Origin of the sequence: Cryobacterium sp. (assembly GCF_026786305.1) — a bacterium.
In the GTDB taxonomy this organism is placed as follows: Bacteria; Actinomycetota; Actinomycetes; order Actinomycetales; family Microbacteriaceae; genus Cryobacterium.
This window is the reverse complement of record NZ_JAJAYI010000107.1, coordinates 1-14,114: the sequence shown is the minus strand read 5'-3', so window position 1 is coordinate 14,114 and position 14,114 is coordinate 1. Positions and strand designations below refer to the sequence as shown.

Genomic DNA, 14,114 nt, shown 5'->3' with positions numbered 1-14,114 from the left:
TGGGTCAGACCTTTCGCAGGAGCACCTTGGAGACGGCGTGCGTGGGGTCCTTGCGCAGCACCAGGGTCGCGCGCGACCGGGTGGGGCGAATATTCTGCAGCAGGTTGGGCTCGTTGATGCTGGTCCAGATGCTGCGCGCCTTGGCGCGAGCCTCATCGTTGGTGAGGTCGGCATAGCGGTGAAAGAAGGAGTTGGGGTTGGCGAACGCCCCGCGCTGCAATTTGAGAAAACGCTCCTCGTACCAGCGGGCGATGTCCTGGGTGCGAGCATCCACGTAGATCGTGAAGTCGAACAGGTCGCTGACCGAGAGGCCGTGGCCAGGCCCGGGCGGCTGCAGAACGTTGAGGCCCTCGACGATGAGAATGTCGGGCTGCCGCACGACGATCTGCGCGTCGGACACGATGTCGTAGCTCAGGTGCGAATAGAACGGTGAACGAACCTCGGGGGCGCCGCTCTTGACCGCACTCACGAACCGCAGCAGCGCACGTCGGTCGTAGGACTCCGGGAAGCCCTTACGCTCCATCAGGCCCCGGCGGTTCAGCTCCGCGTTGGGAAACAGAAAGCCGTCGGTCGTCACGAGTTCTACCCGCGGGGTGTCGTCCCAGCGGGCGAGCATTTCGCGCAGCAGCCGCGCGGTGGTCGACTTGCCGACCGCGACCGAGCCGGCCACACCGATCACGAATGGCGTCGGGCGGGCGCGTTCGCCCAAGAATCCACTGGTGGCGCGGTGCAGCGTGCGAGCATTCGCCGCGTAGAGGTTGAGCAGGCGGCTCAGCGGAAGGTAGACGTCTGTCACCTCGTTGATGTCGAGCGGCTCGCCGATGCCTCGCAACTGCACGATCTCGGTCTCTTTGAGCGGCAGCAGAGTGGTCGGCGCGAGGGCTGCCCAGTCGGCTCGGTCGAGTTCCACAAAAGGGGTACCGTGACCGTTAATTACAGGGGCCAGCACCGGATCGGACATTCCCCCAAGCTTAGTCCGACTAAAATCGACTTCCATGTGCGGAATCGTAGGTTATGTCGGAAGCAATAAGACGGTTGACGTTCTCATGGGAGGGCTCGGACGGCTCGAATATCGCGGATATGACTCCGCGGGGATCGCCGTCATCGACGAGTTCGGTGTGCTCAACACGGCCAAGAGGGCCGGCAAGCTCTCTGCCCTGACCAGTGAGCTCAAGGCACACCCCATCAACAACGGTAAGACCGGTATCGGTCACACCCGCTGGGCCACCCACGGCGGCCCCACCGATGGCAATGCGCACCCGCACCTCGGCGACAACAACAAGCTCGCCCTCATTCACAACGGCATCATTGAGAACTTCGCGCCGCTGCGCGACGAACTACTCAATGAGGGCTTCACCTTTCTGAGCGAAACCGACACCGAGGTCGCCGCGGTGCTGCTCGGCCGTGAGTACCAGCGCGTCGGCGATCTGGCCGAGGCGTTCCGCACCATCGTGGCCCGCCTCGACGGCGCCTTCACGCTGCTGGCCGTGCACCAGGACCAGCCGGGCGTCGTCGTCGGCGCCCGGCGTAACTCCCCCCTCGTCATCGGCCTCGGCGACGGCGAGAACTTTCTCGGCTCCGACGTCGCCGCGTTCGTCGAGTACACCCGCCGCGCCGTCGCTATCGGCCAGGACCAGATCGTCACCATCACGCCCGACAGCGTCACCGTCACCGACTTCGACGGCAACCCGGTCGAGACCGAAGAGTTCGACGTCGCCTGGGACGCCTCGGCGTCCGACAAGGGCGGCTGGTCCAGCTTCATGGCCAAGGAAGTCTCCGAGCAGCCGGATGCCGTCGCGAACACCCTGCGCGGCCGCATCACGGACGGCCGCGTTGTGGTGCCCGAACTGACCGAATTCGGCGATGACGTGCTCGCGGGCATCCGTCGAATCGTCATCGTTGCCTGCGGAACCGCCGCCTACGCCGGCCAGACCGCCAAGTACGCCATTGAAAAGTGGGCCCAGGTGCCGGTGGATGTCGAACTCAGCCACGAATTTCGCTACCGCGACCCGGTGCTCAGCGACGACACCCTGGTGATCTCGATCAGCCAGTCCGGCGAAACCATGGATACGCTCATGGCCGTCAAATACGCCATGTCACTCGGTGCCAAGGCGATCTCGATCTGCAACACACAGGGCGCGACCATCCCGCGCGAGTCCGACGCCGTGATCTACACCCACGCCGGCCCGGAGGTTGCCGTGGCGTCGACCAAGGCCTTCGTGGCCCAGATCACCGCTCTCTACCTGTTTGCCCTGCACCTCGCGCGCGTGCGCGGCAGCCTCACCGAGGCCGCGCAGGCCGCGCAGGTCGCCGAGCTGCAGGCCATTCCGGAGAAGATTGCGACCGTTCTCGGCGTCGAAGACGAGGTGCGCCAACTGGCCCGTTGGATGAGCGACACCCGCGCTGTGCTGTTCCTCGGACGCCACGTCGGTTTTCCGATCGCGCTCGAGGGTGCGCTCAAACTCAAGGAGCTCGCCTACATTCACGCCGAAGGCTTCGCCGCCGGTGAGCTCAAGCATGGCCCGATCGCGCTGATCGAGCCTGGCCAGCCGGTGTTCGTCGTCGTGCCGAGCCCGCGCGGCTCCGCCCACCTGCACCCGAAGGTCGTCTCCAACATTCAGGAGATCCGCGCCCGCGGGGCCCGCATCATCGCCATCGCCGAGGTCGGCGACGCCGCTGTGCTGCCGTTTGCTGACACCGTCATTCACATTCCGCTCGCCGCGCCCCTGTTCGAGCCGTTGCTGGCCGTGGTGCCGTTGCAAATGTTCGCCATGGAACTTGCCATCGCTAAGGGCCTCGACGTCGACCAGCCGCGTAACCTCGCAAAGTCCGTCACGGTCGAGTAACCCCGATGATCAAGGGCATCGGGGTTGACGTGGTCGATCTGGCGCGGTTCACCCGCCAGATCGAGCGCACGCCACGCCTCGTACCGCGGTTGTTCGCCGAAAGCGAACGCGGCCTGCCGGTGCACTCCCTCGCTGCGCGCTTCGCCGCCAAGGAAGCCCTGATCAAAGCGCTCGGCGACAGCGCAGGGGTCACCTGGCACGAGATGGAAATCGTGAACGACCCACACGGCAACCCCGAATTCAGGCTGAGTGGCGCGGCCCTCAGAGCCGTGAAAGATCGTGGTATCAGCCGGGTGCATGTCACCATGACCCACGACGCGGGCGTGGCCTGCGCGTTCGTCGTCGCAGAGGGTCAGCAATGAGCGGGTTTCGCGAGGCCGTGATCGACCTCGCCGCGATTCGCAGCAACATGGCCCACCTGCGCCAACTCGTCGGCACCCCGCACGCGATGGCGGTCGTCAAGGCCAACGCGTACGGTCACGGCGCGATCCCGGTGGCTCGCGCCGCCCTCGCCGGTGGGGCGGACTGGCTCGGCGTCGCTGACATCGACGAGGCACTGGCCCTGCGTGACGTCGGCATTGACGCACCGATTTTGGCCTGGCTGCACGACCCCGACGCCGATTTCAGCGCCGCCGTCGACGATGACGTGACCCTCGGGCTCTCGTCAGCGCGTCAACTGCAACAGGTAGCGGATGCGGCGGCGGAACTCGGCAGGACCGCATCCGTGCACCTGAAACTGGACACCGGGCTCAGCCGCAACGGAGTGCACGAAAACGACTGGGCCGAGGTGTTCGCGCTCGCCGCCGCACTTGAGCGGAGCGGACTGCTGCGCGTCGACGGGGTGATGAGCCACCTCGCCAATGCCTCAGAGCACGACGACCAGCAGGCGCTGGAGTGTTTCGAACGCGGCGTCGCTGAGGCCCGCGCCGCCGGCCTGACCCCCAACCTCGTGCACCTGGCCTCATCGGCGGCGGCGCTGAGACTGCCTGCCGCCCGCTTCACGATGGTGCGCTTCGGCATCACCGTCTACGGGCTGTCGCCGTTCGACGACGCGACGTCGGCCGATCTCGGGCTGGTGCCGGCCATGACGCTGCGCGGCCGGGTGGCCCTCGTGCGTCGGGTGAGCGCCGGCGCCGGCGTCTCCTACGACTATCTGTGGCGGGCGCCGCACGATTCCACGCTCGTGCTCGTGCCGCTCGGCTACGCCGACGGTATTCCGCGGCAGACGTCGGGCGAGGCGCTCGTACACATTCACGGCGAGAACTATCCGCTGGTTGGACGGGTGGCGATGGACCAGTTCGTGGTCAACCTTGGCGCCGATAACCCGGGCGTGGCCGTCGGTGATGAGGTCATCGTGTTCGGCGACCCCGCCACCGGAGCACCGAGCGCGACCGACTGGGCCGACGCGGCCGGCACGATCAACTACGAGATCGTGACCCGCATCGGCCACCGGGTGACCCGGCGACACATCAATGGCTGAGCTGCGTCGAACCATTCCGGATGCCGCAGCAATGCACCGGTTCGGCGTCGACCTCGCGCGCACCCTGCAGGTCGGTGACCTGATCGTTCTCACCGGACCGCTCGGTGCGGGCAAGACCACCCTCACGCGGGGCCTCGGTGAGGGACTGCGGGTGCGTGGAGCCGTCACCAGCCCCACCTTCGTGCTCGCGCGCACCCATCCGAGCCTCGTCGGGGGCCCGCCGTTCGTGCACGTCGACGCCTACCGTCTGAGCAGCGCCGTGGAACTCGACGACCTCGACATCGATTTCGCCCACTCCATCGTGGTCGTGGAGTGGGGCCGCGGCCTGCTTGACGGCATCACCGAATCTTGGCTCGACATCGAGATCGAACGGCCACAGGGTCGGTTGCAGGCAACGGATGCTGTGGCATCTGGGGCAGAAATCGATCTCGATCTCGATCTTGATCTCGACCTTGATCTCGACCTTGATCTCGACCTTGACGAGCCCCGTACGGTCACGATCACCCGGCACGGACCACGCTGGACCGACGACGCTGACTCACCCATTGACGGGATACCTCCACAGCCATGACTTTTCTGGAAGGTGTCATCATTCTTGTCGCTGGTATTGCGGCTGGCGTGATCAACGTCGTCGCGGGGGCCGGAACGCTCATCACTTTTCCCACGCTGTTGGCCCTCGGGGTTCCCCCGATCACAGCAAATGTCTCAAACACCGTTGGGCTCGTGCCCGGTTCGATTGCGGGCGCCTACGGCTACCGGCGGGAACTGGCGTCCCAGTGGCACGCGGTCGGTTGGATGGCTGTCTTCTCGGTCGTTGGCGGCGCTGTCGGCGGCTTACTCCTGCTGATTCTGCCCGAGGAGGCCTTCTCAGCGGTCGTTCCGTTTCTGCTGCTGCTCGCGGCGGGACTTTCAGCGGCGCAGCCCCGAGTCGCGCGATTCGTCCGGCGCAAGGCTCCGGCCGGCAGAGAAACCGACGCGCGCCCGGTGACCTTCGGGCTTATCCTCGGCATTCTCGGCACGGGTGTATATGGCGGTTATTTCGGTGCTGCCCAGGGAGTCGTGCTGCTCGCATTTCTGGGAATCCTGTGGTCGACCGACCTGCATCGGGCCAACGGAGCCAAGAACGTGCTGGCCGGTACGGCCAACCTGATCTCGGCGATTATCTTCATCTCCAGCGGCACCGTGGACTGGGTGATCGCCGTGCTCATCGGTGTCGGGTCGGCTGCCGGTGGGTGGTTGGGTGCACGCATTGGGCGACGGTTGTCGGCGCCGGTGCTACGAACAATCCTGATCGTGGTCGCGCTCACCGCGGCGGTCGTTCTCTTTCTGACCTAGGTAGGCTGAACGAATGCTGCTCTCCATCGATACCTCGGCCGGCACGAGCGTTGCTGTCGTCGATCGAGACCGCGGTGTTCTTTCTGAACGCGGCGAAAGTGACACCATGCGGCACGCCGAAGTGGTCGGCCGGCTCATTCAGGAATGCCTGACCGAAGCGGATGTAGCGGTGTCAGCACTGTCCGGAGTTGTCGGTGGGATGGGGCCCGGACCGTTCACCGGCCTGCGCGTCGGTATTGCCGCGGCCCGAGTCTTCGCGCTCGGCGCCGGAAAGACGCTGGTCCCCGTCATCAGCCACGACGCCATCGCCTATGGCCACTATCAGGCCGGCCACGTCGGACCGCTCCTCGTCGTCACCGATGCTCGCCGGCGCGAGGTCTACTGGTCGACCTACACCGGTGCCGACTCGGTCGGGCTGCCCGTACGTGCCGAAGCGCCCGGCCTGGCCAAACCCACCGAACTCGATGTCCCCGGCTGGGCGTACGCCGGCTGGCCGCGGCGGGACGCCGTTGTGGTCTCCGCCGGCGATCTCGGCATGGTCGCCGAACTGCGGTTCGCCCACGGTCGAGTGTCCGCCGCGAACGCGCCGCTGTACCTGCGATCACCCGACGTCACCGTATCGAACGGACCGAAGCGGGTGAGCCGATGACCTGGCAACTGCGCCGCGCGCACGGGGCCGACCTTGCCGCCATCATGCGCCTCGAAACCAGCATCTTCGAGAACGACGCCTGGTCCGCGCCCATGATGGCGCGCGACCTCGGCGACCCGGCCTGCTACTATCTCGTGGCCTTTCCTCCTGACGATCCGAACAACGTGGAAGCGTACGCCGGGCTGCTTGCGCCGCAAGGAGCCACCGAGGGCGACGTTCAGACCATCGCCGTCGCTGGCTCGGCGCGCGGACACGGGCTCGGCCGCACGCTCATGCAGGCGCTCATCAGCGAGGCCCGCAAGCGCGGCGCCCGGCTGATCTTTCTCGAGGTGCGCGCCGACAACCCCGGCGCCCAGCGCCTCTACGAACGCCTCGGATTCATCGACGTGGGGGTGCGCCGCGGCTACTACCAACCCGACAACGTCGACGCCATCGTCATGCGCCTGAATATTCCCGAACTGGAATCTATGCTCACCACGTCTACCGTGACGGTGCTCTCATGAATCGATTAGCCCCGCTTGTGCTCGGTATCGAGACCTCCTGCGACGAGACCGGCATCGGCATCGTGCGTGGGACCGCCTTGCTCTCCAACACGATCGCGAGCTCGATGGACGAGCACGCCCGCTACGGCGGCGTCGTGCCCGAGATCGCGGCCCGGGCACACCTTGACGAGCTCGTGCCGGCGATCAACGCGGCCGTCGCCGAGGCGGGCATCCGCCTGACCGATCTGGACGCCATAGCCGTCACCTGCGGGCCAGGACTCTCCGGTGCGCTCATGGTCGGTATCGGCGCCGCCAAGGCGCTCGCGGTCGCGCTCGACAAGCCGATCTATGCGGTCAACCACCTCGTCGGCCACGTTGGCGCCGACCTGCTGCAAACCGGCACCGAACCGCTCGAGTACCCGACGATCGCCCTGCTCGTCTCCGGCGGCCACACCTCGCTGCTGCTCGTGCGAGACCTGGTCAGCGACGTCGAACTGCTCGGCGAGACCATCGACGACGCCGCCGGCGAGGCCTTCGACAAGGTCGCCCGGCTGCTCTCCCTGCCGTACCCGGGCGGGCCGCAGATCGACCGGGTCGCCGCCGACGGCAACCCGAAGGCCATTCGATTCCCGCGCGGACTCAGCCAGCCCAAAGACATGGCCGCGCACCGCTACGATTTCTCGTTCTCGGGGCTGAAGACCTCGGTCGCGCGCTTCGTCGAACAGCGTCAGGATGCCGGCAAACCAGTGCCAATCGGCGATGTCGCGGCAAGTTTTCGGGAGGCGGTTGTCGACATTCTGCTCACCAAGGCTCTCGCCGCGTGCGCCGACTACGACGTGCCGCGCCTGCTGCTCGGCGGCGGCGTCATCGCCAACGCCCGGCTGCGTGCGGTTGCCACCCGGAGAACGGATGCTGCCGGCGTCGTGCTGCGCCTCCCGCCGCTGTCACTCTGCACCGACAACGGTGCCATGATCGCAGCCCTGGGCGCGCAGCTGATCATGGCCGGACACGAGCCGTCGACGCTGCAATTCGGCGCCGATTCCACCCTGCCGGTCGGCCAGATCCAAGTCTCGGGTTTGCCACTGTCGCTCGACGCACCGTAACGCGATAATCTGGCCGTGCGACCACCGAACGAAATTATGAAGGAGACCGCAAATGTCTGATCCCACCCAGCCCCCCGTCGACCCGGCGAGCTCGAAGCCTACCGACTCCAGCGTTCCGCCGGCATACGAAACTCCGGCCGCCCCGGCCTACCCGGCACCGGGTGCCCCGGCCGCTCCCGCCTACGGCCAGGCTTCGGCGTACGGCCAGCCACCCGCGTACGGCCAGAACCCGTACGGGCAGCAGAGCCCACAGGACAAGTACAACGTCTTGTCGATCATCTCGCTCGTTACCTCGATTCTCGGCATTTCGATTGTCGGTGTGATTACCGGCCACATCGGCATGAGTCAGATCAAGAAGACCGGCGAAAAGGGCCGCGCTCTGGCGCTCTGGGGCTTGATTCTTGGATACCTCGGCTTTGCCCTCGGCCTCATCGGGGGCATCATCATCGCCGCCATTGTCATCGGTTCCGCCACGACCGGCTCGACCTACTACAACTAACCCCAATCGGGCGGCCTCGAATGTGGCCACCCGACAAGTTTCCGACCGACACCGACCGAACCCGGTGGGCGGCCAGAGGACAGCTATGACTCCACCCCACCGGGACTCCGACACCTCGGCGCATCTGGACCACACGCGCGCCCCCGCGCCGCCCGGGAGTCAGCTCGACTGGGAATCGACGGTCACCGCTCCGACCGAGTTCGTGCCGTACACCTACACCGAGGCGGAGGTGGCGCGCATCACCAGCCGCCGCCGCCTCTCGGTCGCTTCCGTGATCTGTGGCCTGTTCGGGCTCGCCCTCGGCGTGATCGGTGTGTTCGGGTTGCCGATCGCGCTGATCGCGATCACCCTCGCGCTGATCGCGCGTACGACCGAAAATCGGGCGCGCACACTCTGGCGCAGCGGTCTCGTCAGCGGCCTCGTCGGCGTTCTGCTCGCGGCCGGCTGGGTCGTCTACATCAGCCAGACCCTACTGCCCCTGCTCTCAGGTACCTAACGCAGTTACCGCACGCGCTCCACGAGCAGCGCCACGCGATGCCCGGCCACCCGCGTCAGAATCAGCGTCGCCGACTCCGGCCCCTTGAGCTTCAATCGGGTGCGCAACGTCGCCGGGTCAACGTCGACGCCACGCTTCTTGATCTCCAGCGTGCCGATGCGTCGCGCAAGCAGCGCGAGCCGCAGCTTCTTCTCATCGAACGGAAGCGTCTCGAGTACCCGGAACGCGTTCGCGAACGGCGTTGGCGTGAGTGTGTCATTGGTCAGGTAGGCGATGCCCTCGCTGAGCATACGAGCATTCAGCGAGCGGGCCAGGTCGCCAATCAGGCGCGCCCGAATGACCGTGCCGTCAGGTTCGTAGACGTAATTGCCCAGTTCGCCCACGGGCGCGTCTTCGCTGTCGTCGGGAGCGGTCAGCTCTTGGGCGCCGCCAGCGGTCAGCAGCAGTGCCGATCGACGGATGCCGGGGCGCGCGAGGGCGCCAAACCACAGCCCCATCTCCACCAACTGGCCATCGACCGACACCCATTGGGCTTCGGCGTCGACCGGAATCTGATCGCGGTCATGACCGGGACCGAGCTTCATGCCGAGCGGCAGAGTTGTGGCGAGCAGGTAGGCGAAGTCGAGTGCGGGGGAGTAGTCCTCGGAGCGGGTCAGCCTCGTTGTGTTGCTATGCCCGCTCGTGCGACGGGCCGGGTCGAGCCAGACCGCGTCACAGCCGGTCAGATCGACAGTCTCGGCGTCGGCTTGCAACGCCTGAGCGTTCGGAAACGGCGCAAGGTTGAAGCTCGCTACGGTCGCCGTCACCTCGTCGGCATCAACGGCCAGGACCGGTAGATCCAAAGCGGCGAGGGCCATCGCGTCACCGCCGATTCCGCAGCCCAGGTCGGCAACCCGGGATGGGTGGCCGAGTGCGGCGGACAGTCCGGCGAATCGGCCGGCGTGCAATGCGGCGACTCGCAACCGGGTCGCCTGTTCCAGACCGGCTTCGGTGAACAGCATCCGCTCGGCAAATTCACCGAACTTGCCAACGGCTTTCGCTCGAAGGCGGGACTGGCTGAGCACGGCCGACACGAGCCCGGGCGCATGCCCGGCCCTACGCAGATCGGTGATCAGCTTGAGTACGTCTCCGTTGCTGTCGTACGGCGGCAGGGAGTCCAGCAGCCGTAAACTCGCGGGGGACAGCAGCTCGACGAGTTCGGTTCGATCCATGCTGCAACGCTACCAAAATGACCCCCTTCTGGCACTCACGTTGCGTGAGTGCCAGAAGCCCCCTAAACTTCACTTGGCACTCTCGCTGTGAGTCTGCTAACCCAAATCTTAGAAAGAGGTCAACCGTGTCGGTCTCCATCAAGCCGCTCGAGGATCGCATCGTCATCAAGCAGGTCGATGCCGAGCAGACCACCGCATCAGGTCTGGTCATTCCGGACACCGCGAAGGAAAAGCCCCAGGAGGGCGAAGTCGTTGCAGTCGGCCCCGGCCGCATTGACGACAACGGCAACCGCATTCCCCTCGACATCGCCATCGGCGACAAGGTCATCTACTCCAAGTACGGCGGAACCGAGGTTAAGTTCGGTGGCGATGACCTGCTGGTTCTCTCCGCTCGCGACGTGCTCGCCGTGGTCGTACGCTGAGTAGTTTCTTCACCACCTAGTCCCTAGACTGAAGCTCCCGAATGGCGTCGCCATTCGGGAGTTTTTGTGTTTTCAGGAGATCATTCATGACGGATGCTGCCGCACCAGCCCGCACGGCAGCCCGCTCCACGCACCGCACCGGGCTCATCTTCGGCGGCCTCGCCTACGCTCTGTGGGGTGTGCTGCCCCTCTATTTTCTGCTGCTCACGCCCGCGGGTGCCTTTGAGATCGTGGCCTGGCGGGTGTTGTTCTCCCTGGTCTTCTGCGCCCTGATCATCACGGTCACCCGCACGTGGACCGTGCTCGGGCGGGCCCTGCGGCAGCCGCGTCTGGTCTGGATCATGGGCCTGGCCGGTGTCTTCATCTTCATCAACTGGCAGACCTATGTGATCGCCGCGACCACCGGACACGTCGTCGAAGCGGCGCTCGGCTACTTCATCAACCCGATCGTCACGGTGCTGCTGGGCGTCTTCGTGCTGCGCGAACACCTGCGTCGGCTGCAGTGGATGGCCATCGGAATCAGCTTTCTCGCCGTGGTCGTGCTCGCCGTGGGATACGGCTCGCTGCCCTGGATCTCGCTCATTCTGGCGTTCTCCTTCGGGTTCTACGGCCTGATCAAGAAACGCGTCGGCCCGAGCGTCGACGCCGTGACCGGTCTCACCCTCGAGACCGCGTGGCTGGCCCCCGTTGCCGTCGTGCAACTTCTCGTCGTTTCGGGAATGTCCGGGCTCACCTTCGGCACCGTGTCGCCCTGGCACACGGCGGGCCTGCTCGCGGCCGGTGTCATCACCGCGGTTCCGCTGCTGTTGTTCGCCGCGGCCGCCCGGCGTCTGCCGCTGACCGTGCTCGGGCTCATTCAGTTCGTGGCTCCGGTGCTGCAGTTTCTCGTGGGTGTATTCATTTTGAACGAGGCGATGCCGCTCCAACGCTGGGTTGGATTCGGACTGGTCTGGGTCGCCCTGATCATCTTGACGCTCGACATGGTCGCCTCCGGTCGCGCTCCGCGCCGCAGTGCCCTCGAACCGGCCTGACCAGCCGATACGCTGAACCGACAGCCTTCCAGCTCGTACCAAAGGATTCTGATGCCCCGTCGTCCGCTCGTCGTCGTCGTTCTGCTGGCAGCCCTGGCTCTGGCCGGGTGCACGAGCGCACCGGCGGCCAAGCCGAGCTCCACCCCGGTCGCGGGCGTGACGACCGCCCCGAGCGGCGACGGAACGCTGAGCATCGGCACGCTGTTTCCGATGACCGGTGACAACGCCGCGAGCGGCGCCGCCCAGGTCGCCGGCACCGAACTCGCCGTGCGCGATATCCTGGCCGAGCAGACCACGCCCACCCGAGCCGTGCAGCTCATTCACCGCAACTCGGCCGGCGACCTCGCCGCGGCCTACGTCGACCTCGCGGCGCGCGGCGTCGACCTCGTGCTGTGGGACGCGACGACGACGTTACCAGCGGAAGCCGAGGCATCCGTGGGCAACGCCGCCATCGTCGCCCTGATCGATTTCGCAAACGGGGGCACGCCGCTCGCCGCCGCCGATGCGTTTACCGCGCGCCTGAAGACCGCTGACCCCGGCCTCGCCGGCACCGCGGGCGGCGCGGAAGCCTACGACGGGGTGATGACGGCCGCCCTGGCCGCCGTCATCACGGGCGACGATGGCGGCGCCTCGCTCGAAGCGGGCTGGCCCCGGGTGACGTCTGGAAGCGCCGTGTGCACCTCTTGGGGGGAGTGTGTGCTTGCCCTGAGCGAGACGCAAACCGTTGATTATCAGGGGATTACCGGCCGTCGTTCGTAACGATTTGATCGCTTTACACGGTTGTGACACGAACAGGTAGGTTTCGGGGCCTGTGATTGCCTACTCTGACACCACGGCAGTCAATCGGCTGACCAGACTTACCTCTCTTCAACCATCAAGGAGCAACATGAGCGTATTCGCGAAGGCCTCGGCCTCCCGCTCAGTTCGTACCCTCGTTACCGGCGTCGCCCTCATCGGCGTGAGTGCACTTCTGCTCACCGGGTGCAGCAACGGTGCCGCTACGGCACCGAGCGAATCCGCAGCCCCCGCTGCAGGTTCTGCTGACTTCAAGACGGTCGAGGCCGGTGATCGCAATCTTTCCCTGAAGATCGGCACCATCCTCCCACAGAGTGGTGGACTGGCCTTCCTCGGCCCGCCCGAAGAAGCGGGCGTTCAGCTCGCTGTACAGGACGTCAAGGACGCAAACCTCGGGATCGACATCGAAGCGATTCTTCGCGACTCGGGCGACACCACGACCGACACGGCGACCGTTTCGGTGACCGACCTGCTCTCGCAGGACGTTTCGGCCATCATCGGTGCCGCCTCGTCGGGCGTGACCAAGACCGTGATCGATCAGATCACCGGGGCAGGGGTTGTGGAGTTCTCTCCGGCCAACACCTCACTCGACTTCACCAACTACGCGGACAAGGGCCTGTACTGGCGTACCGCCCCCTCTGACCTGCTGCAGGGTGAGGTGCTCGGCAACCAGATCGCTGATGACGGCGTCAGCACGCTCGGTCTCATCGTCCTCAACGACTCGTACGGAACCGGCCTCGCCAAGGTGCTCACCGAGACCTTCGAAAGTTCAGGCGGCAAAGTCGTCGCGACCTCGCTCTTCAACGAGGGTGACTCCAACTTCGCGGCGCAGATCTCCGAGGTGACCGCCCAGAACCCTGACGCGATCGCCCTGATCACCTTCGACCAGTCCAAAATCATCGTTCCCGCGCTCGTCGGTTCGGGCTACCCCGGTGGGAAGCTCTACTTCGTTGACGGAAACCTGAAGGACTACAAGGCCGACTTCGCTGCCGGACTCATCACCGGCTCGAAGGGCACACTGCCCGGCCTCGACGTTGGAACCCTGGGAAATTTCACCGAGCGCCTCCTCAAGATCGACCCCACTCTGACGGACTACAGCTATGCGGCTGAGTCCTATGACGCGGTCATCCTGATCGCCCTGGCCGCCTATGCAGCCAACGACACGTCGGGTCAGTCGATTGCCGACTACCTCCGCCAGGTCTCGGGCGGCACCGGCGACGGTACCAAGGTGACGGACTTCAAGTCCGGCGCCGAGGCACTCGCCAAGGGTGAGCAGATCAACTACGACGGATTCTCCGGCCCGATCACGTTCGACAAGAACGGCGACCCGACCGAGGCGACCATCGGAATCTACGAGTACAAAGCCGACAACACGTACACCCGCATTAACTAGTCAGCGCCGGCCTTCGGGCGTGGCAGGAAGGGCCCCGACTCCGGTTGGGGCCCTTTTGCGTGCCCTGACCCGTTGTGGTCGAACACGTCGAGACCACAAACGATGCCGCCGAGGGCAGTGGGAACACAGAAGCGGGGGGGGGGGGGGGCGCGGGGGGGGCGCGGGGGGGCCGGGGGGGGGGGGGGGGGGGGGGGGGGGGGGGGGCGGGGGGGGCGGCCGCGGGGGGGGGGGGCGGGGGGGGGGGGGGGGGGGCGGGGGGCGGGGCCGCGTTCACCCCCCCCCGCCCCCCCCCCCCCCCCGCCGCCCCGGGGGGGCCCCCCCCCCCCCCGCGGCCCCCACGCCGGGGGGCCTGGCCCGACGGCTCCTCAGGGC

General features: G+C 66.3%; 16 protein-coding genes. 14 read left to right on the top strand and 2 right to left on the bottom strand.

Translation table 11 applies throughout. The features are described from left to right. Positions 1-4: 4 nt before the first annotated feature. On the bottom strand, positions 5-961 hold the full coding sequence (gene coaA / locus LH475_RS13705) for a type I pantothenate kinase (RefSeq protein ID WP_196843429.1): 957 nt from the start codon (positions 959-961) through the stop codon (positions 5-7). A gap of 34 nt (positions 962-995) precedes the next feature. Between coaA and glmS the strand changes: the two genes are divergently transcribed. The 10 genes from glmS (at position 996) to LH475_RS13655 (ending at position 8,890) form a co-directional block, all read left to right on the top strand. Beyond that, positions 996-2,846 (top strand): glutamine--fructose-6-phosphate transaminase (isomerizing), encoded by a 1,851-nt coding sequence (gene glmS, locus LH475_RS13700; RefSeq protein ID WP_196843428.1) that lies wholly within the window; start codon positions 996-998, stop codon positions 2,844-2,846. Positions 2,847-2,851: 5 nt separating this feature from the next. After that, entirely contained in the window at positions 2,852-3,208 is a 357-nt protein-coding gene (locus LH475_RS13695) for a holo-ACP synthase (protein ID WP_297414606.1), read from the top strand. Further along, a complete protein-coding gene (gene alr / locus LH475_RS13690) occupies positions 3,205-4,326 on the top strand; it encodes an alanine racemase (protein ID WP_196843426.1) in 1,122 nt (373 codons plus the stop codon). The genes LH475_RS13695 and alr overlap by 4 nt, the downstream gene beginning before the upstream one ends. After that, on the top strand, positions 4,319-4,897 hold the full coding sequence (tsaE, locus tag LH475_RS13685; protein WP_297414605.1) for a tRNA (adenosine(37)-N6)-threonylcarbamoyltransferase complex ATPase subunit type 1 TsaE: 579 nt from the start codon (positions 4,319-4,321) through the stop codon (positions 4,895-4,897). Before alr ends, tsaE begins: the two co-directional genes overlap by 8 nt. Then, the gene (locus LH475_RS13680) at positions 4,894-5,661 is read left to right on the top strand and encodes a sulfite exporter TauE/SafE family protein (RefSeq protein WP_196843424.1); all 768 of its coding nucleotides are present in this window, start codon (positions 4,894-4,896) and stop codon (positions 5,659-5,661) included. Before tsaE ends, LH475_RS13680 begins: the two co-directional genes overlap by 4 nt. 13 nt (positions 5,662-5,674) lie before the next feature. Then, positions 5,675-6,310, top strand: coding sequence for a tRNA (adenosine(37)-N6)-threonylcarbamoyltransferase complex dimerization subunit type 1 TsaB (gene tsaB, locus LH475_RS13675; RefSeq protein WP_196843423.1), 636 nt, complete (start codon positions 5,675-5,677; stop codon positions 6,308-6,310). Further along, on the top strand, positions 6,307-6,813 hold the full coding sequence (rimI, locus tag LH475_RS13670) for a ribosomal protein S18-alanine N-acetyltransferase (RefSeq protein WP_196843422.1): 507 nt from the start codon (positions 6,307-6,309) through the stop codon (positions 6,811-6,813). The genes tsaB and rimI overlap by 4 nt, the downstream gene beginning before the upstream one ends. After that, a complete protein-coding gene (gene tsaD / locus LH475_RS13665) occupies positions 6,810-7,895 on the top strand; it encodes a tRNA (adenosine(37)-N6)-threonylcarbamoyltransferase complex transferase subunit TsaD (protein WP_297414601.1) in 1,086 nt (361 codons plus the stop codon). Before rimI ends, tsaD begins: the two co-directional genes overlap by 4 nt. Before the next feature lie 52 nt (positions 7,896-7,947). Continuing rightward, positions 7,948-8,394, top strand: a complete 447-nt coding sequence (locus tag LH475_RS13660; RefSeq protein WP_196843420.1) for a DUF4190 domain-containing protein — start codon at positions 7,948-7,950, stop codon at positions 8,392-8,394. Between the two features lie 85 nt (positions 8,395-8,479). Beyond that, entirely contained in the window at positions 8,480-8,890 is a 411-nt protein-coding gene (locus tag LH475_RS13655) for a hypothetical protein (RefSeq protein ID WP_196843419.1), read from the top strand. A gap of 5 nt (positions 8,891-8,895) precedes the next feature. On the opposite strand, the gene LH475_RS13650 is transcribed toward LH475_RS13655, so the two are convergent. Continuing rightward, on the bottom strand, positions 8,896-10,101 hold the full coding sequence (locus LH475_RS13650) for a class I SAM-dependent methyltransferase (protein WP_196843418.1): 1,206 nt from the start codon (positions 10,099-10,101) through the stop codon (positions 8,896-8,898). Positions 10,102-10,226: 125 nt separating this feature from the next. On the opposite strand from LH475_RS13650, the gene groES reads away from it, so the two are divergent. The 4 genes from groES to LH475_RS13630 all read left to right on the top strand — a co-directional run bounded on the left by groES (position 10,227) and on the right by LH475_RS13630 (position 13,742). Continuing rightward, positions 10,227-10,523, top strand: coding sequence for a co-chaperone GroES (gene groES, locus LH475_RS13645; RefSeq protein WP_196843417.1), 297 nt, complete (start codon positions 10,227-10,229; stop codon positions 10,521-10,523). Positions 10,524-10,609: 86 nt separating this feature from the next. After that, the gene (rarD, locus tag LH475_RS13640; protein WP_196843416.1) at positions 10,610-11,554 is read left to right on the top strand and encodes an EamA family transporter RarD; all 945 of its coding nucleotides are present in this window, start codon (positions 10,610-10,612) and stop codon (positions 11,552-11,554) included. Positions 11,555-11,605: 51 nt separating this feature from the next. Further along, a complete protein-coding gene (locus tag LH475_RS13635; RefSeq protein ID WP_297414595.1) occupies positions 11,606-12,313 on the top strand; it encodes a hypothetical protein in 708 nt (235 codons plus the stop codon). Positions 12,314-12,440: 127 nt separating this feature from the next. Continuing rightward, on the top strand, positions 12,441-13,742 hold the full coding sequence (locus tag LH475_RS13630) for an ABC transporter substrate-binding protein (protein ID WP_196843414.1): 1,302 nt from the start codon (positions 12,441-12,443) through the stop codon (positions 13,740-13,742). Positions 13,743-14,114 lie beyond the last annotated feature (372 nt).